Source organism: Pseudoalteromonas sp. TB64, from assembly GCF_000498095.1.
Lineage (GTDB): Bacteria > Pseudomonadota > Gammaproteobacteria > Enterobacterales > Alteromonadaceae > Pseudoalteromonas.
In genome coordinates, this window is the sequence record NZ_AUTQ01000215.1 from 1 (window position 1) to 1,917 (window position 1,917).

Below are 1,917 nucleotides of genomic sequence, written 5' to 3' on the forward strand. Positions count from 1 at the left end.
GGTATCCAGTGTTAATGTCGGTGCTAAGGTATCTAAGTTGCCTGTTTGTGTAGCGCCGCCGGTGTTGCCTGCATCATCGGTGATACTGGCTTGCACGGTGTAGTTGCCATCTGGTAATTCAAGGCTGGTTGCTTGCCAATCGCCGTTTGCATCGACGGTGGCGGTGATTGGGTGTTCATCACCGTTGCTGTCGGTAATAATAATGTTTATAACCGTGCCTGTAGGCTCTGTTGAGGTACCACTAATCACCGGAGTGCTGTCGTTACCCAAACCCAGTGCATCAACGGTGACTATTGGCGTAATAGTATCCACATTACCACTGCTGTTTGCGGTGCTCTCGTTGCCTGCGGCATCGGTAATGCTGGCAACAACGCTAAACTCGCCTTGCGCAAGGGCTGTTGATACTTCGATTGCCCAATGTCCATCGCTGCCGACTATCGTGTCAATGGTTCGCACAGCACCTGCGCTGTCGGTGATGGTGAGTGTAACGGTGCCACCAATTTCATTACTGGTGCCTTGCAGCTCTGGTGTTAAATCGCTGATATCGCCTACATTTTGAATGGTGAGTATTGGCGCTTGCGTGTCGATGGTGGTGGTGTCACTCGCGGTGGTTTCGTTGCCAACACTGTCGCGTACACTTACTTCAATGGTGCTTTCACCTTCACTTAATGGTGTCGCTGGTGTGGCGCTCCAATCACCGTTTGTATCCACAAGGGCGGTGATGGTTTGTGGGTTGCCGTCGCTATCAGTAACCACAATCGTCACTTGTGCCCCTTCACCTGCATCACTTGTGCCGCTTATGATTGGCGTGTTGCTGTCACTTTGTGCTGCAACATCAACAGTGAGTGTCGGTGGTGTATTATCAAAGTCATCTGAGCTAATTGTACGGGTATTACCTGCGGCGTCGGTCGCTGTTGCGATCACTGAGCCTAAGTTCAGTAATGAGATATCAATACCAGTCAGTGACCAGTTACCATTGGCGTCAGTGGTTGTGGTGTAACTTACGCCCACGCCACCGCCAACAAGTTGCTCAGTAATCGTAATTTCACTGCCAGCCGGTAAATCAGAGGTACCGTTTAATAACACCAATGAGCCTAATAAGAAGGTAGGTGTAAACGCTAAATCTGGCGGTGTTATATCTACTTCGCCCGTATCTGTACCTGTGCCGGTGTTGCCTGCGGCATCGGTAATGCTAGCGCTGACGCTGTAATTACCTTCAGCTAATGTACCTGTTGGTGTCGCACTCCAGTTACCGTTAGTATCTGTTTGTACGTCAATGCTTTGAGTGGCATTCGCTGCATCTGTAAACGTCACCGTAATGGTGCTGTTAGGTGCATCACTGGTGCCAGTAACCGTCGGTGTGCTGTCGTTTGTTAATACTGGCGCATCCACGGTAATGCTTGGCGCGGTCGTGTCTATTGTGCCGTTGCCGGTAATATCGGTGCTGTTACCTGCTACATCGCTGATGTTAGCTTCAATACTATACGGTCCTTCTGCCAGTGCAGTGGTTACTTCGACCGAGAAGTTGCCGTCTGCATCAACCGTGGTGGTGAACGTTTGTGAGCTACCTAAATCATCCACTACGGTGAAGTTAATAACCGTGCCTTCAACTGCATCGCTTGTGCCGCTAAATATCGGCGTTACATCATTACTTGAACCTGGGCTGGTAAGCACAAGTGTCGGTGCAGTGGTGTCTACTTCACCAGCACCTGTGGCGGTGGTGTCGTTGCCTGCGGCATCTTCAACACTCGCACTAATGGTGTATGCACCTTCTGCAAGTGCTACCGGTACAGGGATTGACCATGTGCCATTGGCAAGTACGGTGGCGCTTATTGTTTGCGGTGTGCCACTGCTGTCAGTGACAACAATCGTTACTTCACTTCCCTGTACTGCATCGCTGGTACCTGCAATCGTTGG

1 protein-coding gene is annotated in these 1,917 nt (G+C 50.6%); it reads right to left on the reverse strand.

The annotated features are described in order from the left end of the window. On the reverse strand, positions 1–1,917 hold a 1,917-nt coding region (locus L647_RS0117850; protein WP_024612249.1), incomplete at both ends, for an Ig-like domain-containing protein.